This is a genomic window from Leisingera sp. ANG-Vp, assembly GCF_000813725.1.
GTDB lineage: Bacteria > Pseudomonadota > Alphaproteobacteria > Rhodobacterales > Rhodobacteraceae > Leisingera.
Genome location: NZ_JWLD01000017.1, coordinates 1 through 25151 on the forward strand (window position 1 = coordinate 1; position 25151 = coordinate 25151).

The 25151-nt window shown below is 59.9% G+C and carries 36 protein-coding genes; 2 read left to right on the top strand and 34 right to left on the bottom strand.

Annotated elements, in window-relative coordinates; translation table 11 throughout:
• The 22 genes from RA20_RS06925 to rpmC all read right to left on the bottom strand — a co-directional run.
• The coding region (locus tag RA20_RS06925) for a CHASE3 domain-containing protein (protein ID WP_039125957.1) at window positions 1-1820 on the bottom strand (1820 nt) is incomplete at its 3' end.
• Between the two features lie 172 nt (window positions 1821-1992).
• Window positions 1993-2421: a 50S ribosomal protein L17 gene (gene rplQ, locus RA20_RS06930; protein WP_039125958.1), complete on the bottom strand. Its 429-nt coding sequence runs from the start codon at window positions 2419-2421 to the stop codon at window positions 1993-1995.
• A gap of 136 nt (window positions 2422-2557) precedes the next feature.
• Window positions 2558-3574 carry a DNA-directed RNA polymerase subunit alpha gene (locus RA20_RS06935; RefSeq protein ID WP_039125959.1) on the bottom strand — a complete coding sequence of 339 codons (1017 nt, stop codon included), beginning with the start codon at window positions 3572-3574 and terminating at the stop codon, window positions 2558-2560.
• A gap of 113 nt (window positions 3575-3687) precedes the next feature.
• Window positions 3688-4077: a 30S ribosomal protein S11 gene (rpsK, locus tag RA20_RS06940; protein WP_008560534.1), complete on the bottom strand. Its 390-nt coding sequence runs from the start codon at window positions 4075-4077 to the stop codon at window positions 3688-3690.
• Between the two features lie 14 nt (window positions 4078-4091).
• Window positions 4092-4460 carry a 30S ribosomal protein S13 gene (gene rpsM / locus RA20_RS06945; RefSeq protein ID WP_019298012.1) on the bottom strand — a complete coding sequence of 123 codons (369 nt, stop codon included), beginning with the start codon at window positions 4458-4460 and terminating at the stop codon, window positions 4092-4094.
• Window positions 4461-4695: 235 nt separating this feature from the next.
• Window positions 4696-5691: a GGDEF domain-containing protein gene (locus tag RA20_RS24570; RefSeq protein WP_052248867.1), complete on the bottom strand. Its 996-nt coding sequence runs from the start codon at window positions 5689-5691 to the stop codon at window positions 4696-4698.
• Window positions 5692-5988: 297 nt separating this feature from the next.
• Window positions 5989-6570: an adenylate kinase gene (locus RA20_RS06955; protein ID WP_039125960.1), complete on the bottom strand. Its 582-nt coding sequence runs from the start codon at window positions 6568-6570 to the stop codon at window positions 5989-5991.
• Entirely contained in the window at window positions 6567-7931 is a 1365-nt protein-coding gene (secY, locus tag RA20_RS06960; protein WP_039125961.1) for a preprotein translocase subunit SecY, read from the bottom strand. The genes RA20_RS06955 and secY overlap by 4 nt, the downstream gene beginning before the upstream one ends.
• Window positions 7932-8043: 112 nt before the next feature.
• Window positions 8044-8514, bottom strand: coding sequence for a 50S ribosomal protein L15 (gene rplO, locus RA20_RS06965; protein ID WP_039125962.1), 471 nt, complete (start codon window positions 8512-8514; stop codon window positions 8044-8046).
• A gap of 745 nt (window positions 8515-9259) precedes the next feature.
• The gene (locus tag RA20_RS06970) at window positions 9260-9475 is read right to left on the bottom strand and encodes a DUF1127 domain-containing protein (RefSeq protein WP_039125963.1); all 216 of its coding nucleotides are present in this window, start codon (window positions 9473-9475) and stop codon (window positions 9260-9262) included.
• A 265-nt stretch (window positions 9476-9740) separates the two neighbouring features.
• Entirely contained in the window at window positions 9741-9950 is a 210-nt protein-coding gene (locus RA20_RS06975; RefSeq protein ID WP_039125964.1) for a DUF1127 domain-containing protein, read from the bottom strand.
• A gap of 263 nt (window positions 9951-10213) precedes the next feature.
• Window positions 10214-10402, bottom strand: a complete 189-nt coding sequence (gene rpmD / locus RA20_RS06980) for a 50S ribosomal protein L30 (RefSeq protein WP_039125965.1) — start codon at window positions 10400-10402, stop codon at window positions 10214-10216.
• Window positions 10403-10415: 13 nt separating this feature from the next.
• Entirely contained in the window at window positions 10416-10985 is a 570-nt protein-coding gene (gene rpsE / locus RA20_RS06985) for a 30S ribosomal protein S5 (RefSeq protein ID WP_039125966.1), read from the bottom strand.
• Between the two features lie 117 nt (window positions 10986-11102).
• Complete coding sequence (rplR, locus tag RA20_RS06990) at window positions 11103-11462, bottom strand: 50S ribosomal protein L18 (RefSeq protein WP_039125967.1); 360 nt, start codon at window positions 11460-11462, stop codon at window positions 11103-11105.
• A gap of 11 nt (window positions 11463-11473) precedes the next feature.
• On the bottom strand, window positions 11474-12007 hold the full coding sequence (rplF, locus tag RA20_RS06995; protein WP_039125968.1) for a 50S ribosomal protein L6: 534 nt from the start codon (window positions 12005-12007) through the stop codon (window positions 11474-11476).
• Between the two features lie 13 nt (window positions 12008-12020).
• Window positions 12021-12413 carry a 30S ribosomal protein S8 gene (gene rpsH, locus RA20_RS07000; RefSeq protein WP_019297998.1) on the bottom strand — a complete coding sequence of 131 codons (393 nt, stop codon included), beginning with the start codon at window positions 12411-12413 and terminating at the stop codon, window positions 12021-12023.
• Between the two features lie 13 nt (window positions 12414-12426).
• Window positions 12427-12732 carry a 30S ribosomal protein S14 gene (gene rpsN, locus RA20_RS07005; protein WP_039125969.1) on the bottom strand — a complete coding sequence of 102 codons (306 nt, stop codon included), beginning with the start codon at window positions 12730-12732 and terminating at the stop codon, window positions 12427-12429.
• 19 nt (window positions 12733-12751) lie between these two features.
• Window positions 12752-13315, bottom strand: coding sequence for a 50S ribosomal protein L5 (rplE, locus tag RA20_RS07010; RefSeq protein ID WP_039125970.1), 564 nt, complete (start codon window positions 13313-13315; stop codon window positions 12752-12754).
• Complete coding sequence (rplX, locus tag RA20_RS07015) at window positions 13315-13620, bottom strand: 50S ribosomal protein L24 (RefSeq protein WP_039125971.1); 306 nt, start codon at window positions 13618-13620, stop codon at window positions 13315-13317. Before rplX ends, rplE begins: the two co-directional genes overlap by 1 nt.
• A 2-nt stretch (window positions 13621-13622) precedes the next feature.
• The gene (gene rplN / locus RA20_RS07020; protein ID WP_005621870.1) at window positions 13623-13991 is read right to left on the bottom strand and encodes a 50S ribosomal protein L14; all 369 of its coding nucleotides are present in this window, start codon (window positions 13989-13991) and stop codon (window positions 13623-13625) included.
• Window positions 13992-14091: 100 nt separating this feature from the next.
• Window positions 14092-14322 (bottom strand): 30S ribosomal protein S17, encoded by a 231-nt coding sequence (rpsQ, locus tag RA20_RS07025; protein ID WP_005621877.1) that lies wholly within the window; start codon window positions 14320-14322, stop codon window positions 14092-14094.
• Between the two features lie 11 nt (window positions 14323-14333).
• Window positions 14334-14534 (bottom strand): 50S ribosomal protein L29, encoded by a 201-nt coding sequence (rpmC, locus tag RA20_RS07030; protein WP_039125973.1) that lies wholly within the window; start codon window positions 14532-14534, stop codon window positions 14334-14336.
• Window positions 14535-14832: 298 nt separating this feature from the next.
• Here rpmC and RA20_RS07035 point away from each other — a divergent pair, with 298 nt between their 5' ends.
• Together RA20_RS07035 and RA20_RS07040 are read left to right on the top strand one after the other, a co-directional pair.
• On the top strand, window positions 14833-15243 hold the full coding sequence (locus RA20_RS07035; RefSeq protein ID WP_152618453.1) for a hypothetical protein: 411 nt from the start codon (window positions 14833-14835) through the stop codon (window positions 15241-15243).
• Between the two features lie 197 nt (window positions 15244-15440).
• Window positions 15441-15785: a DUF6122 family protein gene (locus tag RA20_RS07040; protein ID WP_039126007.1), complete on the top strand. Its 345-nt coding sequence runs from the start codon at window positions 15441-15443 to the stop codon at window positions 15783-15785.
• A gap of 72 nt (window positions 15786-15857) precedes the next feature.
• Here RA20_RS07040 and RA20_RS07045 read toward each other — a convergent pair whose 3' ends face one another.
• The 12 genes from RA20_RS07045 to RA20_RS07105 form a co-directional block, all read right to left on the bottom strand.
• On the bottom strand, window positions 15858-16478 hold the full coding sequence (locus RA20_RS07045; protein WP_039125976.1) for a TIGR02466 family protein: 621 nt from the start codon (window positions 16476-16478) through the stop codon (window positions 15858-15860).
• 278 nt (window positions 16479-16756) lie between these two features.
• Entirely contained in the window at window positions 16757-16954 is a 198-nt protein-coding gene (locus tag RA20_RS07050) for a hypothetical protein (RefSeq protein WP_039125978.1), read from the bottom strand.
• Window positions 16955-17511: 557 nt separating this feature from the next.
• Entirely contained in the window at window positions 17512-17925 is a 414-nt protein-coding gene (gene rplP, locus RA20_RS07055; protein ID WP_039125980.1) for a 50S ribosomal protein L16, read from the bottom strand.
• A 12-nt stretch (window positions 17926-17937) separates the two neighbouring features.
• Window positions 17938-18648, bottom strand: a complete 711-nt coding sequence (rpsC, locus tag RA20_RS07060) for a 30S ribosomal protein S3 (RefSeq protein WP_039125982.1) — start codon at window positions 18646-18648, stop codon at window positions 17938-17940.
• A complete protein-coding gene (gene rplV / locus RA20_RS07065; protein ID WP_008557868.1) occupies window positions 18648-19028 on the bottom strand; it encodes a 50S ribosomal protein L22 in 381 nt (126 codons plus the stop codon). Before rplV ends, rpsC begins: the two co-directional genes overlap by 1 nt.
• 3 nt (window positions 19029-19031) lie before the next feature.
• Entirely contained in the window at window positions 19032-19310 is a 279-nt protein-coding gene (rpsS, locus tag RA20_RS07070; RefSeq protein ID WP_024088539.1) for a 30S ribosomal protein S19, read from the bottom strand.
• 3 nt (window positions 19311-19313) lie between these two features.
• Window positions 19314-20156: a 50S ribosomal protein L2 gene (gene rplB, locus RA20_RS07075; protein ID WP_039125990.1), complete on the bottom strand. Its 843-nt coding sequence runs from the start codon at window positions 20154-20156 to the stop codon at window positions 19314-19316.
• A gap of 1919 nt (window positions 20157-22075) precedes the next feature.
• On the bottom strand, window positions 22076-22372 hold the full coding sequence (locus RA20_RS07085; RefSeq protein ID WP_039125994.1) for a 50S ribosomal protein L23: 297 nt from the start codon (window positions 22370-22372) through the stop codon (window positions 22076-22078).
• Complete coding sequence (gene rplD / locus RA20_RS07090) at window positions 22369-22986, bottom strand: 50S ribosomal protein L4 (protein ID WP_039125996.1); 618 nt, start codon at window positions 22984-22986, stop codon at window positions 22369-22371. Before rplD ends, RA20_RS07085 begins: the two co-directional genes overlap by 4 nt.
• Window positions 22983-23687, bottom strand: a complete 705-nt coding sequence (gene rplC, locus RA20_RS07095) for a 50S ribosomal protein L3 (protein ID WP_039125998.1) — start codon at window positions 23685-23687, stop codon at window positions 22983-22985. Before rplC ends, rplD begins: the two co-directional genes overlap by 4 nt.
• Before the next feature lie 18 nt (window positions 23688-23705).
• Window positions 23706-24020, bottom strand: coding sequence for a 30S ribosomal protein S10 (gene rpsJ, locus RA20_RS07100; RefSeq protein ID WP_019298501.1), 315 nt, complete (start codon window positions 24018-24020; stop codon window positions 23706-23708).
• Between the two features lie 295 nt (window positions 24021-24315).
• A complete protein-coding gene (locus RA20_RS07105) occupies window positions 24316-24882 on the bottom strand; it encodes a DUF3806 domain-containing protein (RefSeq protein WP_039126003.1) in 567 nt (188 codons plus the stop codon).
• Window positions 24883-25151: the final 269 nt, after the last annotated feature.

The window sequence follows — 25151 nt, forward strand, 5'->3', positions numbered from 1 at the left end:
TGGAAGGCGATGTCGTCGATCACCGAGATGATCTGGGAGATCTTGCTGGATCCCTCCTCGATGCCGCTCATCGCCGCCACCGCGCTTTGCACCACTTCGCCGCTGTTGGCCGCCTCTTCGCGGGCCTCCTGCACGGTGCTCTCCACATTGCGTGCGCCTTCCGCGGCCGAACGCACGCTGGCCGTCAGCTCGTCAATCGCGGCCGCGGTCTGCTCCAGCGTCGCCGCCTGGCTTTCGGTGCGGTGGGACAGGTCGTCCGCCGCCTGGCTGATCTCCGAAGAGCCGCTGCGGATGCTTGATGCGGCGCCAATCACCTGCTGGACTACAGAGTTGAGATTGTCGATTGAGCCGTTGAAGTCACTGCGCAGCTGCTGGTACTCCTCCGGGAATTCTTCCTCGATCCGGATCGTCAGATCACCATCGGCCAGCCGCGCCAGGCGCTGGCTCAGCTCCTGCACCACTCCGGCCAGTTCGGCGTCCTTGCTTTCCGCCTTCTGCTTTTCGGCTTCCTGCATCTTGACCAGCTCGTCGCGGAATTTCTCCAGCGCCCGGGCCATGTCGCCGACCTCGTCGCCGCGCTCCTGGCCCTTAATCTCAACCGCATTGTTGCCCTCGGCCAGGCCGCGCATCGAAGCCACGATGCGGCGGATGCCCTTGGCGATGCCCGAGCCGATGACAAGCGCAAGAACCGCGCCGATCAGGATGGCGCCGGCAATGGCTGCGGGGATCATGGTCCGCGTCTGCGAGGCGGTCTCTTCATTTGCAGCCTGGCTGGCCGCCATGGCAGTTGCGACTTCCGCCTGCAGCGACTCCATGGTCACCCGGAAGCTGTCGAAAAACTCCTTGCCGCGGCCCTCAGCCACAAAGTCGGCCATGTCGTCCATGGTTGCCGCGTCGCCGATCTCCCGACGCAGATCCAGCATCGGCACCACAACCTCATTGCGCCATTCGTCGATGATGCCTGCCATCTCGTTCAGCCGGTTCACCTGCATCAGGTCATCCGCCATCGCAAGGCGCAGATCCGCCATCACCTTGTTGAAATGCTTGGTGCCTTCCATATAGGGCCCAAGGAAGGCATTGTCGCCCGCCAGCAGGAAGCCCCGCATGCCGGTCTCCATGTCGACAGCTGCCGCCAGGAGGTCTTTGGACCGGCTGATCACCATATGGGTTTTCTCGACGGCCTGAAGGGAATCGCCCAGGTAGGTGGGATCGGCAATCCCGGCGTTGACCAGCGCGGTAAAAGTATTGCGGCGGTCGGCCAGCATCACTTCCTCCTCCTCGATCAGCCGCGATATCGCGCCCCGGAATTCGTCGAAGTAAACGCGGCCCTTGGACTTTTTGACCTCATCCGCCATGTCGTTCATGGTCATCGCGTCGCCGATCTGGCGGCGCAGTTCGATGGCGTTGCCCGCCACTTCCTGCTGCCAGCCCGTGAGGGTCTGCTCCGCTTCGTCCAGCAGCGTCAGGATACCTTGGTTGTCCGCTGCCAGCTGCCGCAAGGAGGCCAGCGACTGCGCGACCCTCGCCTGGCCGTCCTCGAAGGGGACCAGATACTCTTCCCGGCCCGCCAGCAGGTAGCCTCTCAGGCCAGCCTCCATTCCCGAAGCGGCTTCGGCCAGCGCCTGGGATTCACTCAGGATCTCCTGCGTTTGGCCAACTGCCTGCGCCGACTGCTGCATGCGCCCGAGGTTCACAACCGCCAGCACGCCGACCCCCAGTACCAGCAGCAGCGGAAACAGCGCTACTGACACGATTTTCGCCTTGGTGCTGAGGTTCGCCAGCGAGAACCGCCTGGCCGCAGAAGTCTTCTTCTTTGTCATCGCATCTATCCCGGAGCTTTCTTGGTTGCGGCAGTAAAGGCAGAAGAAAATTACGATTCCCTTTCGCATGGAAATTGAATTCAAAAAGACCGCAACCGTCCGGAGAAAAAGAAAAACCCCCGCTCCTTTCGAAGCGGGGGCCAGACAAACGGACCGTAAAGCCCGGTGCGTCTTATTCTTCAGCTTCTGCAGCTGCTTCTTCTGCTTCCAGGCGGGCCTTGTCGGCTGCGCCTTTGGCGGAAACGTCGCGGTCGACGAACTCGATGATCGCCATCGGAGCCATGTCGCCGTAACGGAAGCCGGCCTTCAGGACACGGACGTAGCCGCCCTGACGGTCCTTGTAGCGCGGGCCCAGAACCTCGAACAGTTTCGCGACGTCCTTGTCCTCTTTCAGCTTGGAAGCTGCCTGACGGCGGGCGTGCAGGTCGCCGCGTTTTGCCAGGGTGATCAGTTTTTCAACGATCGGGCGCAGTTCTTTTGCTTTGGGCAGGGTGGTCTTGATCTGCTCGTGCTCGATCAGCGAGCCGGCCATGTTCGAGAACAGGGCTTTACGGTGCTCATGAGTACGGTTCAGGCGGCGGTAACCACGTGCGTGACGCATTTTTCAGTTCCTTTAATTGCGTTTTGCTTTGTCAGGCGGCTGATGCGTGTCAGCTGCTCACCTTGGGGCGGAAGCCCGTTTTGTCCCCGGCAGTCCCGGGCATTGAAGAGGAGGACCGGAGCCCTCCTCGAAACCTTTAGAAGCTGTCTTCGAACTTCTTGGCCAGATCTTCGATGTTGTCCGGCGGCCAGTCCTCGACGTCCATGCCCAGGTGCAGGCCCATGCCCGACAGCACTTCCTTGATCTCGTTCAGCGACTTGCGGCCGAAGTTCGGAGTGCGCAGCATCTCTGCTTCGGTTTTCTGGATCAGGTCGCCGATGTAGACGATGTTGTCGTTCTTCAGGCAGTTCGCCGAACGCACGGACAGTTCCAGCTCGTCCACTTTCTTCAGCAGAAGCGGGTTGAACTCGAGACCGTCGTCCTCGTCCTGGCGGCCAGCCGATTCCGGCTCGTCGAAGTTGACGAAGATCGACAGCTGATCCTGCAGGATGCGGGCAGCAAAAGCCACGGCATCATCAGGGGTGATGGAGCCGTCGGTTTCCACCTTCATGGTCAGCTTGTCATAGTCCAGAACCTGGCCCTCACGGGTCGGCTGAACGTCATAGGAGACCTTTTTGACCGGCGAGTAGATCGCGTCGATCGGGATCAGGCCGATAGGCGCGTCTTCCGGCTTGTTCTTCTCTGCCGAGACATAGCCTTTGCCGGTGTTCACGGTCAGCTCCATGAACAGGTCGGCGCCATCGTCCAGGTGGCAGATCACGTGATCGCGGTTCAGAACCTCGATGCCTGCGGTTTCAGCAATGTCGCCAGCGGTGACAACGGCCGGGCCTTTGGCATTGATCGACAGGCGCTTGGGGCCTTCGACTTCCATGCGCAGGGACACGCCCTTGAGGTTCAGGATGATGTCGGTGACGTCTTCACGCACACCGGCAACGCTGGAGAATTCATGCAGCACGTTGTCGATCTGCACGCTGGTGATGGCAGCGCCTTGCAGCGAGCTCATCAGGACGCGGCGCAGCGCGTTGCCCAGGGTGAGGCCGAAACCGCGTTCCAGCGGCTCTGCCACGACGGTTGCCTGCCGTGCCGGGTCATTGCCAGGCTTCACTTCCAGCTGTGCCGGCTTGATCAGCTCTGCCCAGTTCTTATGGATCATGCGTTCCCTCCATTCCTGTCCTTGCCCCATGTCCAGAAGGCCAAGGACGCCCGAGGTTTAAATGACGCACTGGGGCCCTGCGAATCAAGCGGGGCCCCAGCAAAAAATGCGAATTAGACGCGGCGGCGCTTCGGCGGACGGCAGCCGTTGTGCGCGATCGGGGTCACATCACGGATCGAAGTGATGTTGAAACCGATTGCGGCCAGAGCGCGCAGAGCCGATTCACGGCCCGAACCGGGGCCCTGAACTTCGACTTCCAGGGTCTTCACACCGTGATCCTGGGCTTTCTTGCCCGCATCCTCAGCAGCCATCTGAGCCGCGTAAGGAGTGGATTTCCGGGAGCCTTTGAAGCCCATGGTGCCGGCGGACGACCAGGAGATCGCGTTGCCCTGCACATCGGAGATCAGGATTTTGGTGTTGTTGAACGACGAGTTCACATGCGCAACGCCAGAAGCAATGTTCTTACGCTCTTTGCGCTTAATGCGGGTTTTATCGCGTGCCATTGATCAAGCCCCCCTTACTTCTTCTTGCCGGCGATCGGCTTCGCCGGGCCCTTGCGGGTGCGGGCGTTGGTGTGGGTGCGCTGACCGCGGACCGGCAGGTTGCGGCGGTGGCGCAGGCCACGGTAGCAGCCCAGGTCCATCAGGCGCTTGATGTTCATGGTCACTTCACGGCGCAGGTCGCCTTCGACGGTGTAGTTGGCGTCGATGTGCTCGCGCACGGCCAGAACTTCAGCGTCGGACAGTTCGTTCACACGACGGGTTGCGTCGATGCCAACAGCCTCGCAGATGGCTTTCGCCGAGGTGTTGCCGATACCGGTGATGTAGGTGAGGGCGATGGGAACCCGCTTTGCAGTCGGGATGTTAACGCCGGCAATACGTGCCACGTGTCACTTTCCTTTTCGTTGCGGTTCCGTAGCTCCGGAACCTTTTTTCACAACACTTGACCGTGGCAGTGTGGCCAGAGGGTCCAGCATTTCGAGGTAGTTTGGCGGACGGACGAATCCTGCCGCCGGGAATCATTCCCAGAAGGGATGGGGCTGGGTATTTGCAAATTCAGCCGGGGTCAAGCCACATTGCGTGCTGCGCTGGCATATTGGCGGTTTTGCGCGGCGCGGGTGCTCACTCAGCACAGGCCGCAGGATTGCCCCCGCCAGGCCAGCAGACCTGATTTCTGCCCGCATCCTTTGCCTGATACAACAGGCTGTCTGCCTGCCGCATCGCCTCAGCCAGTCCCTGAGCCGGATCAAAGCCTGCAACCCCTGCACTCACCGTGACGCCCCAATCCTCCGGGTAACTGGCCGCCGCAACAGCCAGCCGCATGCGCTCAGCTACTGCCCGCCCTTCAGCAAGCTCCACGCCGGGCAAAATGACAGCGAATTCTTCGCCTCCGATCCGGAACAGCAGGTCCTCCGCCCTCTTCTCCCGGCTCAGCACGCCCGCAACTTCGATCAGCACCTGATCGCCGCAATCATGCCCAAGGGTGTCATTCACTTGCTTGAAGTTGTCCACATCAAACAGAAGCAGGCACGCGGCTTGCGCGGAATTGACGTCCTCCAGTTCGGTCGCCTTTCCGAGATATCTTCTGTTGAAGCAATTCGTCAGCGGGTCTCTGTAGCTTGAGTCCAAAAGCTGCTGCTGAAGCTGGCCAATGAAATGAACCGCAAAGCCGGTAAAGGCAAACGTCAGCGCCAGGCTCACCGCCAGATGGCTGCCGAAATAGAAATCCCCGGAGCAGCAGATCATTGCCGTCGCCAAAGACGTCAGCATGGCGCAATAGATCATAGCATCCTTCGGTGATGACACGAAGTAGGCCGTTACGATCGCCGGGAAACACCACAGTGCTGCCGCGCTTCCGGATCCGTAGATGCTGTACAGGATCCCGAATGCTGCCAGGCTCATGATCACCGGAATGGAAACACGCCATCGCGTTTGCCTGGTTCCCACCTTGGCACTTACAGCAAGTGCAAGCAGGAGGGCGAGATTCACCAGCGCCTGGTCGATTGCCCCAAAGGCAAGGTTCTTGATAGCCAGGCCAATGAGCAAAACCGCAAAAGAACGCCCAATCAAATGCGTAAACGGGTGAGGGCTGAGGGACTTGGAGAACGCTTGCAGCAAAATTGTTCCTCAATACTCGCTAGGAACAACAAATGCGGCCCGCTTGATGCAATCAAAAATCAAAGAACAGTCATCAATCGTGCGGGCAGTCAGTAGTAACATGTTAACGAGGTTAGAAACTTTAACATGTGCGGTAAACACACGATTTGTGACACCGGCCCCTGCCGCCCTCGCGCCAACGCGTCTCACCCCAGGCCGGGAAAGCGGTTTTCAAGGACGGCAGCCTAGCCGGCCGGGAAAAGAAAAGGGCCTGCGCAGTCACTGCACAGGCCCTGAATTTCGATAGCAGTCTTGCGCTTAGCTGCCCATGATCCAGTCGATCGACTTGCGGACTTCGTCGATGGTGTCCATGCCGTCGATCCGCTGCAGGTTGCCCTTGGCATAGTAGTAGCCGATCAGCGGCGAGGTCTTCTTATAGTACTCCATCAGCCGGGTGCGCATGGCGTCCGCGGTGTCATCGGCCCGTACGGGCTTGCCTGCGGCCTTGGCTTCGGCGGCGCGGTTGACGACGCGCTCGACCAGCACCTCGTCATCGACCTGCATCTCGATGACCGTATTCAGCTTGAGCCCCATCTCGTCCAGCAGCTTGGCCAGCGCATCCGCCTGCGGCAGGGTGCGCGGGAAGCCGTCGAAGATGAACCCGCCTTCGGAGCCTTCCTGCAGCTTCTCGCGGATCAGGCCGATCACGATCTGGTCGGTGACCAGCTTGCCTTCGGCCATGATCGCCGCGACCTTCTTGCCCATTTCGGTGCCGGAGGTCTGGGCTTCGCGCAGCATGTCGCCGGTGGACAGCTGGGTCATGTTGCGGGATTCCACCAGGTGGCTGGCTTGCGTTCCTTTGCCTGCGCCCGGCGGGCCCAGCAGAATAATATTGGTCATCGGCGAGAGGGTCCCCGTTTTGTCCGTTTCTTGTTGCGCCCGCGCAGCTGGCTCTTCTCGATAAGGCCCTCATACTGATGCGCGAGGAGGTGGCTTTGCACCTGCTGAATGGTGTCCATGGTCACCGATACCACAATCAGAACGGACGTGCCGCCAAAATATACCGGGATGGCGAATTGGCCGCGGAGGACTTCCGGCAGCAGGCAGACCAGCGCCAGATAGCCGGAACCCAGAACCAGGATACGGTTCACAACATACTCGATGTATTCGGCGGTTTTCTTGCCCGGGCGGATGCCGGGAACAAAGCCGTTCTGGTTCTTCAGGTTGTTGGCAACGTCTTCCGGTTTGAAGGAGACGTTGAAGGTGTAGAAGTAGGCAAAGAACACGATCATCGCCACGAAGAACAGAAGGTACAGCGGCTGGCCGGGGCCGAAGTTCGCCAAGAGCCAGGACATCACCGGACCGGTGGCCGCACCCGAGGAGAACGCCGAAATGGTGGTCGGCAGCAGCAGGAGCGAGGAGGCAAAGATCGCCGGGATCACGCCTGCCGGGTTCACCTTGACCGGCAGATGCGAGGAGCCGCCGTCATAGACCTTCATGCCGACCTGGCGGCGCGGGTACTGGATGTGGATCTTGCGCAGCGCGCGCTCCATGAAGACCACAAACATGATCACCGCGACGACCATGACGATCACGCCGATGATCACGGCCGGGCTGATTGCGCCGGAGCGGCCGGAGGCAAAGAACTGGGCAATCGCTGCCGGTACCTCGGCAATGATGCCGACGAAGATGATCAGCGAAATGCCGTTGCCGACGCCGCGCTGTGTGATCTGCTCGCCCAGCCACATCAGGAACATGGTGCCGCCGACGAGTGTGATCATGCAGGCCATGCGGAAATACATGCCCGGATCGGTGGCCAGATCGCCCTGCTCCAGCGACACGGCCAGGCCGTAGGCCTGCGCGGTGGCCAGTGCCACGGTGCCGTAGCGGGTGTACTGGTTGATCTTCTTGCGGCCCTGCTCGCCCTCTTTCTTGAGCTGCTCAAGCGAGGGCACCATCGAAGTCAGAAGCTGAACAATAATCGAGGCGGAAATATAGGGCATGATGCCCAGGGCAAAAATCCCCATCCGGCCAAGCGCGCCGCCGGTGAACATCGACACCATGCCGCCGATGCCCTGGCCCGCCTGCTCCATGAACTGGCGCAGGGCTTCTGCGTCGATTCCCGGAACCGGAATGAAGGTGCCCAGGCGGTAGACAATCAAAAGGCCGATGGTGAACAGGATGCGGTTGCGCAGATCCGTGGCTTTGCCAAGGGCTGCCCAGCTGGTGTTCGCCGCCATTTGTTCTGCTGCTGATACCATGAAAAGGTCTCTTCTTTAGCGCAAACGCCGCCCGGAACCGTTTTCCGGCTCGGGCGGCGTCTTAGGAAAACTCGAAGACTATGTAAGCGGCATTGGCGCCGCTCACAAGCCGTTACTCTGCGGCGGCTGCAGTTGCCACAGTCAGAGCGCCGCCAGCTTTCGCAACGGCTTCAACGGCAGCTGCCGATGCGCCGGTGACCGAGATGGTGGCTTTGGCGGTGATTTCGCCTTTGGCCAGAACGCGGACGCCGTCCAGCTTGCGGCGCACCAGGCCGGAAGCCACCAGCGAATCTTCGGTGATGTTTGCTGCGTCCAGCTTGCCTGCGTCGATGAACTTCTGGATCAGGCCCAGGTTCACAACTGCGTATGCCTTGCGGTTCGGCTTGTTGAAGCCGCGCTTGGGCAGACGCTGGTACAGCGGCATCTGGCCGCCTTCGTAGCCGTTGATGGCCACGCCCGAGCGGGATTTCTGGCCTTTGATACCACGGCCGCCCATTTTACCTTTGCCCGAGCCCGGGCCGCGGCCCACACGGGTGCGTTTCTTGGCGGCGCCAGCGTTGTCGCGCAGTTCGTGAAGTTTCATGTCGCTTCTCCTTGCCGGATGTGGCCCCCGAAGCGTGATGGGCCAACCGCGGCGTTTCTTGTTTGGTGATTCCGTGGCCCGGATGGCCACCGGGTGCCTATAGACCTGTTGAGGGATGGGATCAAGCCCTGCGGGCAGCATCCAGCCCAAGGAACGCTCCAAACTTGAACTGGCCAGGCGTCTCCCGTGCCGCAAGCGGCACAGAGCGTAATTCTCAAGCCTCAAGACCGCCAAGGCCTCTGCCCTGCCGGTTGCTGCGCGTGCAGTCTCTGGTGCTGTCCGGTCCGTCTCTGGCTGGCCGTTAAAGGGTGGCGGCGCCGCCGGGGTGGAGATGGGATGGGGCGCAGCCCCATGCAGAAAGCTCAAGCCTTGCGCGCTCCGGGTGCCAGACCGGAGCCCTGTTCCAGGTGCCGGGCTGTCAGGCCCGGCAGGTGATCATGATCACGCTTCAGTCTGGCAGGCCCGGGTAAATTCTGCGTGGGCGGGGCGTGCGCTGGGTGGGCAACGGGTGATCCAGCCCTCCTCTGCCACGATGCTGACTTCCTCAAAGGGCAGCGCCTGACCCTGGGTGGGTGCGTAAGCGCCCTCCCGCGGGGAGGGGCGGGCGCTGCCCGGCCTGCGGCCGGGCAAAGGCGGTCTTAGAATTCAATTTCATCCGCAGAAACGCAAAACACCCCCGCCGTTGGGCAGGGGTGCATCTGGTCCGGGACCGAGGGAGGGAGGAGGCTCCGGATCCTGAAATCTCTCAGCGGCCGTAGACGTTCTCGCGGGCGGTGCCGCGGATGCTGCTGCGGTCCAGGCCGATGTCGGCCAGCTCGCGGGCGGAAAGGCCGCGCAGCTCGGTCACGGTGCGCTTGTATTCGCGGCGCAGTTTCCAGCCCTGGATCAGGCTCGCGGCCAGGCTGCGCAGGCGGGCGGTCAGGCTGGATGAGGCGGGGGCGGACAGGGTCGAATATGCCATCTCTTGCGTTTCCTATCAGTTGGGCCGGGCCAATTCCCGGCCGGAGTGTTTCTTGTGACAGTTTTGTAACGCGGGGGAGATAGGCACCGCGGCCGGGCGCGGCAACGGACGCTTTGGTCTGGCGGCTATGCAGCTGCCGCATAGCACATTTGCGTGAGAAAACTTGACCTTGGCGCAAAAGAAAACGCTCCCGCCGGATGGCAGGAGCGTCTTGGCCCAGGCGCGAAGGAGGAGGAGGAGAGGAGCGCCCGGGAAAAGGGAATTCTTAGCCGTAGACGTGCAGGCGCGCGATGTCGGCGATATCGCTGCGGCGGACACCGATGTCCGAGAGCTCGTGATCGGAAAGCGCGTCAAGTTCGTTGTAGGTGCGCTGGAATTCGCGGGCCTTCATCCAGGAGTCGATCACGCCTTCGAAAGCGGAGCGGATGCGGGCGGTCAGCGGGAGGCCGGCGGAAGCGGAGAGTACATGTGCCATCGTTAAGTTCCTTGTCTCGGGGGGCCGGGCCTATTCCCGGCGGTCTGTCTTACGGTCCGTTCTGTGACAGGACTGAGATAGGATGCAGGGCTGATTCCAACAACTGACGGTTCGGACTGCCCGCTATGCAAAAGGTGCAAGGGGTCTTGCCAGCCGGTTAACCGCCCTGCCCGCCCCGCCGCCTGCCCCGCACAAAAGCCGCCGCAAACGAAAAACGCCCCCGGTTTCCCGGAGGCGTTTTCCAAAGTCTGCATCAAAGAGGCTTAGTCGCGCTCTTCGACGATCTGAACCAGGTGCGGGATCGAGTTGACCATGCCGCGGACCGAAGGAGTGTCCTCCAGCTCACGGGTCTTGTGCATCTTGTTCAGGCCCAGGCCGACCAGGGTCGCGCGCTGTTTGGCGGGGCGGCGGATCGGGGAGCCGATCTGCTTGACGACGATGGTTTTTGCCATGTCTCTCTACTCCTTACGCTTCAGCTTCGGCAGCTGCCGGCGCTTCGTCCCGCTTGGGCAGGATGTCAGCAACCTTTTTGCCGCGGCGCTGTGCAACCGAACGCGGGCTCTGCTCTTTGGTCAGGCCGTTGATGGTGGCGCGGATCATGTTGTAGGGGTTCTGCGAGCCGATCGACTTCGAAACGACGTCTTTGACGCCCAGCATTTCGAAGACTGCGCGCATCGGACCGCCTGCGATGATACCGGTACCTTCCGGAGCGGTGCGCATGACCACTTTACCAGCGCCGTGACGGCCGTTGATGTCGTGGTGCAGGGTGCGGCCCTCTTTCAGCGGCACGCGGACCATCTGACGCTTGGCCTGCTCGGTCGCCTTGCGGATCGCCTCGGGCACTTCTTTCGCCTTGCCCTTGCCAAAGCCCACGCGGCCTTTCTGGTCGCCAACAACAACCAGGGCTGCGAAGCCAAAGCGCTTACCGCCTTTTACGGTTTTCGACACGCGGTTGATCGCGACCAGGCGATCTGCAAACTCCGGTGCCTCTTCACGCTCGCGGCGGGGGCCGCGGCGGTTTTCACGTTCTGCCATCAGGCATTCCTTTCATAGGGCGCTAGGCGCCTGTTTTCTCAATCCTTGGTGAGAACCGGGCCGAAGCCCGGCCTCCCGGATCATCGGGGCGGTCTAGAGAAGACCGCCCGCAAGAGATTAGATCTTCAGGCCGCCTTCACGCGCAGCGTCGGCCAGAGCCTTCACCTTGCCGTGGAACAGGAAGCCGCCGCGGTCGAAGTAGGCCTCGGTCACGCCAGCCGCTTTCGCGCGCTCGGCGATCAGAGCACCAACTTTGGTCGCTGCTTCGACGTTGTTCTTGCCAACAACGCCCAGATCTTTTTCCAGGGTCGAAGCGGAGGCCACGGTCACGCCGCGCAGGTCGTCGATCAGCTGAACAGAGATGTTCTTGTTCGAACGGTGCACGGACAGACGCGGACGGCCTGCGTTCACTTTGCGAAGCTTGTTCCGGACGCGCAGCCGGCGCTTCAGAAACAGGGTACGTTTGCTGTTTGCCATTTTGCTGGTCCTTACTTCTTCTTGCCTTCCTTGCGGAAGATGAACTCGCCCTTGTAGCGGATGCCTTTGCCCTTGTAGGGCTCCGGACGGCGCCATTCGCGGATTTTCGCCGCGACTTCGCCCACCTGCTGCTGGTCGATGCCTTCCACAACGATTTCAGTCTGCTTCGGTGCGGTGATGGTGATACCTTCAGGCGCGGTGAAGTCGACGTCGTGGCTGTAGCCCAGGTTCAGCTTCAGGGTGTTGCCCTGCATCTGAGCGCGGTAACCCACACCCTGGATTTCCAGCTCCTTCTTGAAGCCTTGGGTCACGCCGGTCACCAGGTTTGCAACCTGGGTGCGGGACATGCCCCACTGCTGACGGGCACGCTTGGACTTGCCGCGCGGCTCGACCTTAACAACGTTGTCTTCAACGGTCAGGGTCACGTCATCAGTGGCGGTGAAGGTGCGGGCGCCTTTCGGGCCTTTCACTTCGACGGTCTGGCCGGAAACGCTCGCGGTGACACCGCTGGGCAGTTCGACCGGTTTCTTACCAATACGGGACATCAATCAGCCTCCCTTAGAAGACGGTGCAAAGCACTTCGCCGCCGACGTTGGCTGCGCGTGCGTTTGCGTCCGACATCACACCCTTGGGGGTGGAGACAATCGACACGCCCAGGCCCTGGCGGACCGACGGGATGTCATTGACGCCCATGTAAACGCGGCGGCCGGGCTTGGAGACCCGCTTGAGCTCGCGAATGACAGGTTCGCCGTCGAAGTATTTCAGGCTGATTTCAATCGCCGGGTGGCCATTTTCACCAGTCATCTTCTCATAACCGCGGATGTAGCCCTCGTCCGCCAGCACGTCCAGAACCCATGCCCGCAGCTTGGAAGCCGGGGTCATGACGGTGGACTTGCCGCGCATCTGAGAGTTACGGATACGGGTGAGCATATCGCCGATAGGATCGTTCATATCAGTCTCTCCCTTACCAGCTCGATTTCACCAGGCCGGGGATCTGACCAGCAGAACCCAGCTCGCGCAGCGCAATACGGCTGACCTTCAGCTTACGGTAGTAAGCGTGGGGACGGCCGGTCAGCTGGCAGCGGTTGTGCAAACGGCTCGGAGCCGAGTTGCGCGGCAGTTTCGCCAGCTTCAGACGCGCCTTGAAGCGCTCTTCCATCGGACGGGATTCGTCGTTTGCGATTTCTTTCAGCTCGGCGCGCTTTGCGGCGTATTTTGCCACCAGGCGCTCGCGCTTCTTCTCGCGTTCGATCATGCTTTTCTTAGCCATGGTCTCTTCCTTCCCGCGATCAGCTGTTGAAGGGCATGTTGAAAGCTTTCAACAGCGCCTTAGCTTCCGCGTCGGTTTGTGCGGTGGTGGCAATTACGATGTCCATGCCCCAGGCTTCGTCGATCTTGTCAAAGTCGATTTCCGGGAACACGATGTGCTCTTTCAGACCCATGGCATAGTTGCCGCGGCCGTCGAAAGAGGTGCCGGACACGCCGCGGAAGTCACGGATACGCGGCATCGCGATGGTGATCAGACGGTCCAGGAATTCGAACATCCGGTCGCCGCGCAGGGTCACCTTGGCGCCCATCGGCATGCCTTCGCGAACGCGGAAGCCGGCGATGGAGTTCTTTGCCACGGTGGTGACAGCCTTCTGGCCCGCAATCGCGGTCAGGTCGGCCTGTGCGGATTTGGCTTTCTTGCTGTCTTTGACAGCAGCGCGGCCGCAGCCGATGTTCAGAACGATCTTCTCCAGCTTGGGGATCATCATATCGTTCTTGTAGCCGAATTCCTCTTTCAGGGAGCCGCGGATGGTCTCCTTGTAGAGGGTCTTCAGGCGCGGGGTGTAGGTTGCAGCGTCAAGCATCAGACAGTCTCCCCGGTGGTCTTGGCGAAGCGCACCTTCTTGCCGTCTTCCTCGCGGAAGCCGACGCGGGTTGCTTTGCCGTTGGAGTCCAGCAGAGCCAGGTTCGACAGGTCGATCGGCAGTGCCTTGGGCAGACGGCCGCCCTGTTCGTTCTGCGACTGGCGGGTGTGGCGGATTGCCATGTTCACGCCGTCAACAACAGCTTTGCCGGCCTTCGGGTCAACAGAGGCGATGGTGCCTTCTTTGCCCTTGTCACGGCCTGCCAGCACGATGACCTTGTCGCCTTTACGGAGTTTCGCAGCCATGATTACAGCACCTCCGGAGCCAGCGAGATGATCTTCATGAAGTTCTTCGCGCGCAGTTCACGAACAACCGGGCCAAAGATACGGGTACCGACCGGCTCGTTGTTGTTGTTCAGGATGACGGCTGCGTTCCGGTCAAAACGGATTGCAGTGCCGTCTTCGCGGCGGACTTCTTTGGCGGTGCGCACGACAACGGCCTTACGGACGTCGCCTTTTTTCACGCGGCCGCGCGGGATGGCTTCTTTAACCGAGACGACGATGATGTCGCCAACGGAAGCGTATTTACGCTTGGAGCCACCCAGAACCTTGATGCACTGAACTCGGCGGGCGCCGGAGTTGTCAGCAACATCCAGATTTGTTTGCATCTGGATCATGTGGTTTCTCCCGACCTATGGGGCAGCGATGCGTGCTGTGATCCCCCAGGGTTTCGACTTTGCTTTTCAGCCTAGCCGCCAGGAGTCTCAGATGAGACTCTTAGGCTTCCAGAACTTCCCAGCGTTTCGTTTTCGATTTCGGCGCGCATTCGATGATGCGTACGGAATCGCCGACCTTGAAAGCGTTCTTTTCATCGTGAGCCCGGTATTTCTTGGACTTACGGATGGTTTTCTTCAGAACCGGGTGCGTGAAGCGGCGTTCAACCGAGACGGTTACGGTCTGGGCGTTTGCGTCGCTGGTCACAACGCCTTGCAGGATACGTTTGGGCATTGTGTCGCTCCTTATTCGGCTGCTGCTGCAGCTTTTTCGTTCAGGATGGTCTTGACGCGTGCAGCATTGCGGCGGGCCGCCTTGATGCCTGCGGTCGATTCCAGCTGACCGGTTGCCTGCTGAAAGCGCAGGTTGAAGCTCTCTTTTTTCAGGGATGCGAGCATATCGCGGAGTTCATCCACGGTCTTCTCGCGCAGATCATTGGCGTTCATCGCCTTTGTTCCTTGTCCAAAGCACCAGAAGGCCCCGAGGGTCACCTTGTTACCTGGTGGGTTATGTCAACCGCGCCGGAGAAGCGCGGCAAAAAAGAATCACTTGGCCCTGATCCAAAGCGGATTGGGTCCAAGCGATGGGTCCCTATAGAGGAGAAGGGGTGCAGGGGCAAGGGGGGAGTTTGGACGGCAACAGCTATCGTGTTAGTGTAGTCCCGGCAGCATCTTCAATCCTCGGCTGCTTCCCTCGGTCAAAGTAGCAAGCCGGAAGACCCGCCGCCGCGATCAAAGAATGAAAATGAGCGACTACGAGAAGACATCGTTCGAAGACCGCCTCAAACTAGCCGAGTTTCGCTGCCGGCTTACGACACAAGTCATTTCTGTAGCATTATTGATCAACGCGATCCCCGCCACATTGAAAATAATGTTTCAATTGCCCAGCTATGCGGCCAACTCCCTTTTCTGGAACTTGCTTTTCATTGCATGGTTTTTTGCTTGCGCCGCAATAGCAAGCGCCCTTTTGTTTGAAAGCTTGGCTCCCAGATGGGCCCGGGACGGCCCTATTGAAAACCTGAGATCAAGAACCATGAACTTTAGTTACCTTTCAGCACTGGTTTGCCTGGGTGCAGCCACAGTGCTGTTCACATCCTCGATCGCATTTGCTGTGCTGGAGTTCGATTTATCCAGCAAACCCGGTGTCGATCACTAAAAATCCCTTACTCCCACTCAAAATTGAAACACACCGGTGTCTACACCTCTTCGGCCATTGCCAGCAGCACCTCATAGGGGATGAAGTTTCCCCGCAAGATTGGGCAGCCAAATTCGACCCTGATCCGTTGCACCCGGCATCAGTGCAGCCCATAGAACCGGAGCCATTTTACCAAAATTCGGACCCCGGCAGAGATGATGATCGCGCTCTACCCCTTGCTCCCGCCCGTTATCCACTACGGCTTTCACTTCCTCGCGCCCTTCGCCATCGCGCGCGCCCTGTTCGGCCACCAGCGCTGGCTGGCCGCCGCAGGTCTGATGATCCTGGCGAATTTGATTGACGCAGACCACCTGCTGGCGACGCCCATATTCGAACCCAACCGCTGCAGCATCGGTTTTCACCCGCTGCATTCAGGGCTTGCTGCAGCCGCCTATGCCGCCGCACTGCTGGTTCCGAACTGGAAGATCCGCGCGCTGGCACTGGGTGCCCTGTGGCATCTGGCAACAGACGGGCTGGACTGCATCATGCAGGGGACGTGGTAAAGGGAACGGCCTTTTGGGGCTCCGCCCGTTCGCAGGCGAAACGCTCCCCCGGGGTGTTTCCAGGGTACCTGCTCACTCCCACTTGTAATTGAAGCTCACTGAGATCCGCTCTTCCTCGGCCATGTTCAGCGGCACCTCGTGGCGGATGAAGCTTTCCCACAGCAGCACATCGCCCACTGCGGGCGACTGGTAGACAAAGGTCCGCAGCTCCTGGCGGCAGTCCTTCTGACGCGGCGGGTGCGCCATCATCATCGCGTGGCGCGGGTCTTCCAGTTTCAGCGCCGAGGCGCCATCGGGCATCGACACATAGGTGGTGCCGGAAATAACCGAATGCGGGTGGATGTGGCTGGCGTGGGTGCCGCCCTCGGGCAGGATGTTGATCCACAGATCCTCCAGCACCAGCTTGCGCCCGTCCAGATCCAGCTCCAGATCCTTGGCAAAAGCCGCCACATGCAGATCCAGCGATTTCACCACATCGGCAAAAATCGGGAACCGCCAGGGCAGATCGGTCAGCGAGGCATAGGAGGTATACCCCGGGTAGCCGTTCTCCTCGCACCAGTCCTGCCCCGCGTCGTCGTCGCCGGCGATCACAAGGCAGGAGTTTTCCAGTTCCTGCGCGTCAACCGAAGGTCCGTGTTCGGACAGCTGCGCGCGGTAGAGGCGGGTCACGAAGAGCGAGTCAATCTGGGCCATAGCTGCGCGGTCTAAAGCAATCCTGGGCTCTTTGCGACTGTGAAATCGCCCTCCGGCAACCGGAATACCGCCCAAACGGCTTTGCGTCTGCCTAGCCATTGCCCCCCTGGGGTTCGAGCCTCACCTCCAGTGCCCGGCACCGCCGCCCCACCTGCCCCGGGCGTTGACCCGTCGGCATGGCTGCACTGCCGGATCGCACTTTGGCTGCGGCACGTCTCAGAAGGCCTGCAGCTTCCCAGGCCGCAACCTGCGAGCCCAGGGGCTGCAAAGCCAGCCCCTTAGACAGGCGGGACCGTCATCGCGCAGTCGAGGTGAGCCTTGGGCATTCCCAGGTGATGCGGGTTCTGAATCAAGTACCAGACCGGAGCCCGCCCGGGCGCCTGGGTGCGCGAATAGGCGCAGCCGTTTGGCGTGACCCAATGCACCGCATTGCCGCTGCGGGACACGTTTTCCTGCGGCAGGAAGCTTTTCACCATCCCGGGCGCTGCCTGCTGGCCGGTCTCAAGCGCATAGGCTCCGGATTGAAAATTCGGACCACCTCCCGCCCCACCGCAGGCGGACAAGGCAGCAAGCAAGGCAGCGGGAACCATTACACGTATCACTGGGCACTCCAATCACAAGAAAACACAACAAGACTGGCCGGACCGGAGCCGTTGCTCCCTTTCAAACACAAGCGGCGGCGGCACGGACCTGGTGCCCAGCATTGAAACAAACAGTGAACAAATGGTTAGAAAAAGATGACCCGCTAAAATGCGAAGCAGTTTGCCACCGCTTCGGGAACCGCATTGACCAGGAAGCCCTAGCCGTCCCTAGCACCCGATTCTACCGCCCCAACGGAAAAGAGCGAAGCCGGCGGAGGGCGCCACCGGCGCGTTCGACAGCCTCCAGCGACCTGACCGTCCAGGAAACCTGGCATGATCCTGCTGGCCGCCGCGTCCAGCCGCGCAAGTGCCGCCTCTGGGAACAGCCCAAAAAGAAAAGCCCCCGCCGGTCTCCCGGCGGGGGCTTCCAATGTTCTTTCTGAAGACCGGGATTACCAGTCTTCGCGGACCACGACGCGGGTCTTGACCGGCAGCTTCATCGCGGCCAGGCGCAGGGCCTCGCGGGCGATTTCATCGCTGACGCCGTCGATCTCGAACATCACGCGGCCAGGCTTAACCTTGGCTGCCCAGTAGTCCACGGAGCCTTTACCTTTACCCATACGGACTTCGGTCGGCTTCGAGGTCACCGGAGTGTCCGGGAAGATACGGATCCAAACACGGCCCTGGCGCTTCATGTGGCGGGTCATGGCACGGCGGGCAGCCTCGATCTGGCGTGCAGTCACACGCTCAGGGGTGGTTGCCTTCAGGCCATAGGTGCCGAAGTTCAGGTCGGAACCGCCTTTTGCCAGGCCGTGGATCCGGCCCTTGTGCATCTTGCGGAATTTAGTGCGCTTTGGCTGAAGCATCTCAATTCCTCCTTAGCGGCGGCCGCCGCCAGCACCACGGGGTGCCGGGCCGTCCTGGATTTCCTGAGCCTTACGGTCACGCGCCGAAGGATCGTGCTCCATGATCTCGCCTTTGAAGATCCAGACCTTGATCCCGATGATCCCGTAGGGGGTCATCGCTTCGGAGTGAGCGTAATCGATGTCTGCACGCAGGGTGTGCAGCGGCACGCGGCCTTCACGGTACCACTCGGTACGCGCGATTTCCGCGCCGCCCAGACGGCCGGCAACGTTCACGCGGATGCCCAGGGCACCCATGCGCATGGCGTTCTGAACCGCACGCTTCATGGCGCGGCGGAAGGACACACGGCGTTCCAGCTGCTGAGCAATGCTCTCGCCAACCAGCTGCGCGTCCAGTTCCGGCTTGCGCACTTCAACGATGTTGAGGTGCAGCTCGGAGTCGGTCATCTTGGCGATTTTCTTGCGCAGGACTTCGATGTCCGCGCCTTTCTTGCCGATGATGACGCCCGGACGGGCGGTGTGAATGGTCACACGGCATTTCTTGTGCGGGCGCTCGATGATCACGCGCGCAACGCCTGCCTGCTTGCATTCTTTCTGGATGAACTCGCGGATTTTCAGGTCCTCGAGCAGCAGATCACCGTAGTCTTTGGTGTCGGCGTACCAGCGGCTGTCCCAGGTGCGGTTCACCTGCAGGCGCATGCCGATCGGATTGACTTTCTGACCCATTAGGCTTGCTCCTCAACTTGACGCACCTTGATGGTGATCTCCGCGAACGGCTTCAGGATTTTGCCGAACCGGCCACGGGCACGCGGACGGCCGCGCTTCATGGTCAGGTTCTTGCCAACCCATGCCTCGGCGACGATCAGTTCATCGACGTCCAGGTTGTGGTTGTTTTCAGCATTCGCGATGGCGGACTGAAGGCATTTCTTCACGTCCTGCGCGATCCGCTTGTTGGAGAAAGTCAGGTCGGTCAGGGCCTTCTCGACTTTCTTGCCGCGGATCATCTGAGCCACCAGGTTCAGTTTCTGCGGGGAGGTACGGAGCATGCGCAGTTTTGCCATTGCTTCGTTGTCTGCCACGCGGCGGGGGTTCTTTTCCTTGCCCATGACTTACTTCCGCTTCGCTTTTTTGTCAGCGGCATGGCCATAATAGGTGCGGGTCGGCGAGTACTCACCGAACTTCTGACCGATCATGTCTTCCGAGACGTTGACTGGGATGTGCTTCTTGCCGTTGTAGACACCAAAGGTCAGGCCGACGAACTGCGGCAGGATGGTGGAACGGCGCGACCAGATCTTGATCACTTCATTGCGGCCCGATTCACGTGCTGCTTCGGCCTTCTTCAGGACGTAAGCATCAACGAAAGGACCCTTCCAAACAGAGCGTGCCATAGATTAGCGCCCCTTCTTCTTAGCGTGGCGCGAGCGGATGATAAGCTTCTGCGACGCTTTGTTGGTGTTGCGGGTGCGCTTGCCTTTGGTCGGCTTGCCCCAGGGGGTCACCGGGTGGCGGCCACCGGAGGTACGGCCTTCACCACCACCGTGCGGGTGGTCGATCGGGTTCATAACCACACCACGCACAGACGGGCGCTTGCCCTTGTGGCGCATGCGGCCGGCCTTACCAAAGTTCTGGTTCGAGTTGTCGGGGTTCGACACGGCACCAACGGTGGCCATGCATTCCTGACGCACCAGGCGCAGTTCGCCCGAGGACAGGCGGATCTGAGCGTAACCGCCGTCACGGCCAACAAACTGAGCATAGGTGCCGGCTGCGCGGGCGATCTGGCCGCCTTTGCCCGGTTTCATCTCGATGTTGTGGACGATGGTACCGATCGGCATGCCCGAGAACGGCATTGCGTTGCCCGGCTTGATGTCTGCCTTTGCGGAGGCGATGACCTGATCGCCGACTGCCAGACGCTGCGGAGCCAGGATGTAGGCCTGCTCGCCGTCGTCATACTTCACCAGCGCGATGAAGGCAGTACGGTTGGGGTCATATTCGATGCGCTCGACGGTTGCGGCGACATCAAATTTATTCCGTTTGAAGTCAACGATCCGGTAGAGACGCTTTGCGCCGCCGCCGCGGCGGCGGGAAGTAATCCGTCCGGTGTTGTTCCGGCCGCCCGATTTGGTCAGACCCTCAGTGAGAGACTTGACCGGACGCCCTTTCCAAAGCTCCGAACGGTCGATCAGAACCAGCCCACGCTGGCCCGGCGTCGTCGGCTTATACGACTTAAGTGCCATGCTTTCTGTCTTCCGTTTAGCGTGCAGACCCTTAGGTTATTGTCTTTGGGCCCGCTATGTTTAAGGCCCCCGTAGGTGCCTGATGTAGGGCCCCGAAGGTCCCCGAGTTCACACATCCTGACAAACGTAACGACCCCGGAGCGAATCCGGGGCCTTCAGGATGGATGGCGTGTAGCAGAGGTGTATGGGGGAGTCTAGTGGCTTCGGCTCCTTTGCCCCAAAACGAGAGTCCAAGCATTCCACTGTCACTAGCTGTCCCGATTGGCTAACTGGCACATCTCATTTTGGCGAAGAAAAGCCCTTCGTCGTCAAATCGCGCGACAGACGTCAATGCGCGTACACCTTGATCAAATGAGCGATCATAACCTTCCCAGCTACAGCTTCCCTCTTGCGCTACTGCTCGTTCAGCTAAGGAAAGAAATTCTGGAAAACTCCGCTGGTTCCTTTGCTCTTTGGCGGCTGCGAGCCGAGCTTTGCAAGCGTTGAGTTTCCCGTGGTTCACCACAGGCACTGTTGCAGCATAAGATGAGGAGTGCCGAACACAGTCTGACAGCGAAGAGGCACTTTTTCCGCCCCCCAAATCGACACTAGCTCCTGTAAACGCTGTGAACAGGTACACACTCTCACCCGGCGCAAAAGAGAGAGTATCAAACTCCTGTCCAGAGAGCTTTTGAAAATCCTTCCAAGTGACATTTGCCCCACCAATGACCACGGACCGCCCCACTGTACCGGAGGTGGTTGCACCACACGCACTCAAGGCACAGATCAAAGAACAAAGCAGTGCCGACTTCAGCTTTCTCATCTTAAAATTTCTCCAAGCAAATTTGCCAAAGGCATCGCGGCACGAACAACCAGCCGAGACTAACTTCAAAACCGCTGCAAGAGATCATCCCTCCGACCGTTTGGATAATTAACAGGGGAAGTTCTGGCGACCTGTGCGCCAGTTATCAAGCACACTGCATTTTGGCAATTGGACCGGCGGCCGTTCACTCCTCCACGTATCCAGGCGCGCACTGTAAATCTCATGCCTAGCCTTTAACCAAAGACGGGTCGCTACCGCTTGCCTCGCCCCTTTTGCAGAGCACCCGATATCCACGACGACAACAAGCGGAGACACGCGACGAAATTTGAGAGACAAAGCTCTCTTCAGAAAAAGCTTATACTCCGAAAGAACACGCCGCGGGTGCCTCTCCATGAGCTTCCTTTTGCCCGGCCCCCAGCAGAACTTTGGAGATTGGCGGAAATTTCCAGCCACCCGCCAATCTGACCAATTCGATCGCTGCATACTGCCGAGTTCATAGCGATACCTCAACTCGACGTTTAACTCACTGTTTTCTTCGGCTCGAACTTCCATATCAAGCCTTTGGTGAGGGAGGTGCAGGAAATTCAATACAGCAGGCTCATCCACTTTGGCCTTGACTGCATAGATAGTTGGAATGTCGGATAAGAAAATCAAATCAAAAACTCCAGGGTCCAACATCAAGCTGCGACCAGAGAAACAATTCTCATCAATAAGGCAAGTGACGATTGCCGTGCCAGCGCCGTCCCGCGGGGTGGCGCTTTCAACGTGGCGTTTGGCAGTTTATCCCGGCCAAATCCATACGGCCTCATCGACACCCGCACCCTCAGCCAAGTAGCGCCGCCCCATGGGGGCGGGTCATGCCAGAGGCATGCTTTCAGCATGACGCTGGCGCGGCGGCCTGCGGCCTTGATTGCGCGCCTGGGAGCCAGATTACAGGGCAGCACTTTGATGAGTGTTGCGCCCCAACCGCACGCAAGGCTTCGCGGATCTTAACCATCAGCCGCTAAATCTTGGGATATGCTGCCCCGAAGGACTCCGCCATGCCCAATCACCCAGCGCGTACGCAAAAGGCCCCCGCTTGCGCGAGGGCCTCTCAATCTTCTTAAAAAAGCAGATCTCAGAGTCCGGTGGACACGTCGATGGTGTTGCCTTCTTCCAGGGTCACATAGGCTTTTTTCACGTCTTTACGCTTGCCCAGCTGGCCGCGGAAACGCTTGACCTTGCCCTTGGTGACGGTGGTGTTGACCGCTTTCACCTTGACGCCAAAGAGAGCCTCAACAGCTTCTTTGATCATCGGCTTGTTGGAGTCGATTGCCACTTCGAAGACCACTGCGCCGTTCTCGGACGCCATGGTGGATTTCTCGGTGATGATCGGCTTGCGGATCACGTCGTAGTGTGCTGCTTTCGCGCTCATTTCAGGCGAGCCTCCAGTGCTTCGACACCTGCTTTGGTGATCACCAGGGTGTCACGCTTCAGGATGTCATAGACGTTGGCACCGATGGTCGGCAGGATGTCCAGACCTTCGATGTTGCGCGACGCTTGCAGGAAGCCTTCGTTGACCGAAGCGCCGTCGATGACCAGAGCGCGTTTCCAGCCCAGGTTCTTCACCTGTTTGGCCAGAGCGGCGGTCTTGCCCTCAGCTGCTGCGTCCTCGATGATGACCAGTTCGCCGGCTTTCGCCTTTGCGGACAGCGCGTGGCGCAGGCCCAGTTTGCGGAACTTCTTGGTCAGCTCGTGGCCGTGCGAACGCGGGGTCGGACCCTTGTAGATACCACCCTTGCGGAAGATCGGCGCGTTGCGGTCGCCGTGGCGTGCGCCGCCGGTGCCCTTCTGGCGGTAGATCTTCTTGGTCGAGTAGGAGGTCTCGGAGCGGGTCTTCACCTTGTGGGTGCCGGCCTGCGCGTTGTTGCGCTGCCAGCGGACCACGCGGTGCAGGATGTCCGCACGCGGCTCCAGGCCGAACAGGTCTTCGGACAGTTCGATGTCGCCCGATTTGCCGCCGTCCAGTTTGATCACGTCAAGTTTCATGCTTCACCACCTTCCGCGGGAGCTTCCGCAGTTTTCAGAGCGGCCGGGAAGGGCAGGCCCTCGGGGGCTTTCTTCTTCACGGCGTCCTTGACGGTAACCCAGCCGGATTTCGGGCCCGGTACGGCGCCCTTGATGAAGACCAGGCCGCGCTCGGCGTCGGTTTTCACCACTTCCAGGTTCTGGGTGGTCACACGGGCAGCACCCATGTGGCCGGCCATTTTCTTGCCTTTGAAGACACGGCCGGGGTCCTGACACTGACCGGTCGAACCGTGCGAACGGTGCGAGATCGACACACCGTGCGAAGCGCGCAGACCGCCGAAGTTGTGACGCTTCATGGCACCTGCAAAGCCTTTACCGATCGAGGTGCCGGTCACGTCCACTTTCTGGCCGGCCAGGAAGTGTTCGGCCGAGATCTCGGCGCCGACTTCGATCAGGCCGTCCGCGGGAACGCGGAATTCAGCCAGCTTGCGCTTGGGCTCAACCTTGGCAGCGGCGAAGTGGCCGCGCATGGCTTGCGAGGTGCGCTTTGCCTTGGCAGAGCCTGCACCCAGCTGAACAGCGGTGTAGCCGTCTTTTTCTTCGGTGCGCTGAGCAACAACCTGCAGGCCGTCCAGGGACAGAACGGTCACAGGGATCTGCTTGCCGTCTTCCAGGAACAGGCGGGTCATGCCCACTTTTTTAGCGATAATACCGGAACGCATAATCTATACCCTCCGATCTTACGACTGCAGCTTGATTTCGACGTCAACGCCGGCAGCCAGGTCGAGCTTCATCAGCGCGTCCACGGTCTGCGGGGTCGGGTCGACGATGTCGAGAAGGCGCTTGTGGGTGCGGATCTCGAACTGGTCGCGGGATTTCTTGTCGACGTGGGGGCCACGCAGAACAGTGAATTTCTCGATCTTGTTCGGCATCGGGATCGGGCCGCGCACTTGCGCGCCGGTCCGCTTGGCAGTGTTGACGATCTCTTGCGTGGACGCATCCAGCACGCGATAGTCAAATGCCTTCAGCCGGATACGGATGTTTTGGCTTTGCATCGTACAGCCTTTTATTCAGGCGTTGGGGTTGAGAGGAGGGCCTGCGACCACCGCAACCCCTCATCGAACCCAAAAGGCGGGAATCATCCCGCCCTATTCGCACTTGGCGAACTCGCGCCCTATACGCCTGAAAGGGCAGTGTGGCAAGGGGTTTCGCACCGAAACCGTTGCGTTTGGAGCGGGCGGCGGGTTTGGGGTTTGTTTAAGAATGTTAGAAATCTGTTCAGGAGAGCAAAGCAACAGCTTCAGCTAGTGAAACTCCATGACACGTTCGGCTCAACTGACAAGCAATAACCTATTGCTTACCTAGCACTTCCGGCAGGTTTCGCAACGCGACCTCAATCCCCCCAACCATAGCAGGCACGCTGGTATCATCCGCTTCGAGCAATCGCCTTATGACCATGGCAAATGGCCAAATCACAGCTTCACTTTCCTCCACTTGAAGGGCTAGGTCGCTTACTTCCTCATCCTCGCACCATACCCACTTCAGCGAAAATTGGCGGCAAAGCAGATCACCGAAGCCCGCGGCAAGTGCAAGGGCTTGCGGTTTCTCATTGATTTCTTCCCCGGTCCAGTCCTGCGACCGGCACCATTCGAATATTGCCTGCAAGGAATGCTCATCAGGTGCTGCGTCTGTCTGCACAAGCCGATGATAGATTGAAAGGCATGAATCAAGGTATTCGCATTGCTCGGAAGTTAATTGACTAATGTTCATGCTGCTAAAATCTCCGGCACAGGAGTAAGGAAAAGGTTGCAATAGCAACAGTGCTAGAATGGTGTTGAAGCGCTTACCAAACTGCGCCAACAGCTGGGGAAGCTCAGAAGCTCTGCCAAAGATAGTAATGTGAAAGAGGTCACGCAACCTTTAGCAACTTCGCTTTGTCCGCCTAAAAACCGGTAAAGTAAACGCCTGCCCGCACGCGCCGCGTTCGGGCCGCGCCCGGCCAGCATCAAGCCAAAGGTTTGCCTCCGGCAAAACGGGCGGGCGCGATTAACATCGCACCCGGAACTGATGCTCCCTGCAGCCTCAAAAGCTCCACTGGAGCTTTTGCAAGACGGCCTCCGGCCCCTGGCCGGTCCCTGGCCGGTCCCTGCCCTGCTCCAACGTCAGCGCATAGAAAAAGGGCCGCT

Bases quoted from the DNA above. Each gene is read 5' to 3' on its own strand.
- rplQ (WP_039125958.1), bottom strand. From the start codon at position 2,421: ATGCGTCACGCACGTGGTTACCGCCGCCTGAACCGTACTCATGAGCAC.
- RA20_RS06935 (WP_039125959.1), bottom strand. From the start codon at position 3,574: ATGATCCATAAGAACTGGGCAGAGCTGATCAAGCCGGCACAGCTGGAA.
- rpsK (WP_008560534.1), bottom strand. From the start codon at position 4,077: ATGGCACGCGATAAAACCCGCATTAAGCGCAAAGAGCGTAAGAACATT.
- RA20_RS06955 (WP_039125960.1), bottom strand. From the start codon at position 6,570: ATGACCAATATTATTCTGCTGGGCCCGCCGGGCGCAGGCAAAGGAACG.
- secY (WP_039125961.1), bottom strand. From the start codon at position 7,931: ATGGTATCAGCAGCAGAACAAATGGCGGCGAACACCAGCTGGGCAGCC.
- rplO (WP_039125962.1), bottom strand. From the start codon at position 8,514: ATGAAACTTCACGAACTGCGCGACAACGCTGGCGCCGCCAAGAAACGC.
- RA20_RS06970 (WP_039125963.1), bottom strand. From the start codon at position 9,475: ATGGCATATTCGACCCTGTCCGCCCCCGCCTCATCCAGCCTGACCGCC.
- RA20_RS06975 (WP_039125964.1), bottom strand. From the start codon at position 9,950: ATGGCACATGTACTCTCCGCTTCCGCCGGCCTCCCGCTGACCGCCCGC.
- rpmD (WP_039125965.1), bottom strand. From the start codon at position 10,402: ATGGCAAAAACCATCGTCGTCAAGCAGATCGGCTCCCCGATCCGCCGC.
- rpsE (WP_039125966.1), bottom strand. From the start codon at position 10,985: ATGGCAGAACGTGAAAACCGCCGCGGCCCCCGCCGCGAGCGTGAAGAG.
- rplR (WP_039125967.1), bottom strand. From the start codon at position 11,462: ATGGCAAACAGCAAACGTACCCTGTTTCTGAAGCGCCGGCTGCGCGTC.
- rplF (WP_039125968.1), bottom strand. From the start codon at position 12,007: ATGTCCCGTATTGGTAAGAAACCGGTCGAACTGCCCAGCGGTGTCACC.
- rpsH (WP_019297998.1), bottom strand. From the start codon at position 12,413: ATGAACGATCCTATCGGCGATATGCTCACCCGTATCCGTAACTCTCAG.
- rpsN (WP_039125969.1), bottom strand. From the start codon at position 12,732: ATGGCTAAGAAAAGCATGATCGAACGCGAGAAGAAGCGCGAGCGCCTG.
- rplE (WP_039125970.1), bottom strand. From the start codon at position 13,315: ATGCTTGACGCTGCAACCTACACCCCGCGCCTGAAGACCCTCTACAAG.
- rplX (WP_039125971.1), bottom strand. From the start codon at position 13,620: ATGGCTGCGAAACTCCGTAAAGGCGACAAGGTCATCGTGCTGGCAGGC.
- rplN (WP_005621870.1), bottom strand. From the start codon at position 13,991: ATGATCCAGATGCAAACAAATCTGGATGTTGCTGACAACTCCGGCGCC.
- rpsQ (WP_005621877.1), bottom strand. From the start codon at position 14,322: ATGCCCAAACGTATCCTGCAAGGCGTTGTGACCAGCGACGCAAACGCC.
- rpmC (WP_039125973.1), bottom strand. From the start codon at position 14,534: ATGAACGCCAATGATCTGCGCGAGAAGACCGTGGATGAACTCCGCGAT.
- RA20_RS07035 (WP_152618453.1), top strand. From the start codon at position 14,833: ATGAGCGACTACGAGAAGACATCGTTCGAAGACCGCCTCAAACTAGCC.
- RA20_RS07040 (WP_039126007.1), top strand. From the start codon at position 15,441: ATGATCGCGCTCTACCCCTTGCTCCCGCCCGTTATCCACTACGGCTTT.
- RA20_RS07045 (WP_039125976.1), bottom strand. From the start codon at position 16,478: ATGGCCCAGATTGACTCGCTCTTCGTGACCCGCCTCTACCGCGCGCAG.
- RA20_RS07050 (WP_039125978.1), bottom strand. From the start codon at position 16,954: ATGGTGAAAAGCTTCCTGCCGCAGGAAAACGTGTCCCGCAGCGGCAAT.
- rplP (WP_039125980.1), bottom strand. From the start codon at position 17,925: ATGCTTCAGCCAAAGCGCACTAAATTCCGCAAGATGCACAAGGGCCGG.
- rpsC (WP_039125982.1), bottom strand. From the start codon at position 18,648: ATGGGTCAGAAAGTCAATCCGATCGGCATGCGCCTGCAGGTGAACCGC.
- rplV (WP_008557868.1), bottom strand. From the start codon at position 19,028: ATGGGCAAGGAAAAGAACCCCCGCCGCGTGGCAGACAACGAAGCAATG.
- rpsS (WP_024088539.1), bottom strand. From the start codon at position 19,310: ATGGCACGCTCTGTTTGGAAGGGTCCTTTCGTTGATGCTTACGTCCTG.
- rplB (WP_039125990.1), bottom strand. From the start codon at position 20,156: ATGGCACTTAAGTCGTATAAGCCGACGACGCCGGGCCAGCGTGGGCTG.
- RA20_RS07085 (WP_039125994.1), bottom strand. From the start codon at position 22,372: ATGAGCGCGAAAGCAGCACACTACGACGTGATCCGCAAGCCGATCATC.
- rplD (WP_039125996.1), bottom strand. From the start codon at position 22,986: ATGAAACTTGACGTGATCAAACTGGACGGCGGCAAATCGGGCGACATC.
- rplC (WP_039125998.1), bottom strand. From the start codon at position 23,687: ATGCGTTCCGGTATTATCGCTAAAAAAGTGGGCATGACCCGCCTGTTC.
- rpsJ (WP_019298501.1), bottom strand. From the start codon at position 24,020: ATGCAAAGCCAAAACATCCGTATCCGGCTGAAGGCATTTGACTATCGC.